General features: G+C 39.5%; 1 protein-coding gene. It reads right to left on the bottom strand.

Annotated elements, in window-relative coordinates; genetic code table 11:
- Nucleotides 1–193 precede the first annotated feature (193 nt).
- Complete coding sequence (locus KO534_RS12755) at nucleotides 194–1210, bottom strand: IS110 family transposase (RefSeq protein ID WP_215930051.1); 1017 nt, start codon at nucleotides 1208–1210, stop codon at nucleotides 194–196.
- Between the last annotated feature and the right edge of the window lie 177 nt (nucleotides 1211–1387).

The following is a 1387-nucleotide window of genomic DNA, read 5'->3' as shown; positions in this document are numbered from 1 at the left end:
TGAGAGCTTTGTGTCTCTGGCCCTGATGGATATCTGCTGCCACTTTCCTAATCATTCCGACGGCTTCTTTAGAGCCCATGACGATTACAGGTTTTAAGTGGCTCAGTCTGACTGTTTCACCTTCAAATCAATGTGTCATAGCAACTTGGGGGTAGGCTTACTTAACCTATTAAAAAGTGTTTAATCTTTCGCGTTATACTGCTTGTTTAAATTCTTCATCTCTGGCCATTATCACCCAAGATATTCTGGCCAGTTTATTGGCAATGGCCACACAAGCTTTATTAAATCCTCTTTTTTCTTCGAGTGCTTTTGCCCATAGACTGAATTTATCTGTTTTGTTGGCACTGTGGCGTAGCACTGCTCTAGCACCATGAATAAATAAGGTTCTTAGATAAGTATTGCCTCGCTTACTTATTCCTAATAAATTATTTTTTCCACCGGTTGAATGTTGTTTGGGAACCAAACCACACCAGGCTGATAAATGCCTACCGTTCTTAAATTCTTTACCATCACCTACTGCTGCATATAAGGCTGTGGCAGTAATCGGGCCGACACCTAAAATACCATGTAGTCGTTGGCACACCCCGTTGGTTTTATTTTCCTGTAAAATCAATTTTTCGCAGTCAGTTATCTTATTTTCTATTTCTGTAAACTCATCTGCTAACTCACCAAATAATGTACGACTAACGACGGTTAATTGATTTTCTCCGTCACCGAGTATGATTGGCATGGTTTCTTTAAATGCTTTTTTGCCTTTGTTCATGGCAATACCATATTCAGCTAGCATGCCCCGTGTTTGATTCGTTAATGCGGTGCGTTGTTTGATTAAGCGTTGTCTTATTCTATGCAGTATTTGTACATCTTGTTGCTCTATAGACTTGATGGGCACAAAGCGCATATCGGGACGTTGAGCGGCTTCAGCAATAGCTTGGGCATCGTTATAGTCATTTTTATTCCCTTTACGATAAGGAGAAACAAACTGTGGCGCGATCAATACCGTTTTATGACCTAATTTATTAAATTCTCTAGCCCAATGATTGGCACTGCCACATGCTTCAATAGCAATGGTACAAGGCCCTAATTTGGCGATAGTGGAGAGTAAAAGGTGACGTTTAATCACTTTTTTAAGCACTAACCGACCTGCTTTATTAACCGCGTATAAATGGAAAACTGATTTTGCTATGTCAATGCCAATTGTAGTAATGTTCATGTTGGACTCATCCTCTTTATTGATGTGATTTTAACAACCCCATCATGGCTCATTACGAAGCCGTTAGAAAGCGGGTGGGTCCATACCATTATTCCGGCGGTTTTTTGGCCGGAATCCACTTTTATTGTTTTTACATCAATAATTTATCAATAGATTATTAAAAGTTTTCTTAACTGA

This window comes from Paraglaciecola arctica (assembly GCF_018861065.1).
Taxonomy (GTDB): Bacteria; Pseudomonadota; Gammaproteobacteria; order Enterobacterales; family Alteromonadaceae; genus Paraglaciecola; species Paraglaciecola arctica_B.
This window is presented reverse-complemented; position numbering and strand designations above follow the sequence as displayed.

What these genes read in the sequence shown, in the direction of transcription:
- KO534_RS12755 (WP_215930051.1), bottom strand. Translation starts at nt 1,210, where the DNA reads ATGAACATTACTACAATTGGCATTGACATAGCAAAATCAGTTTTCCAT.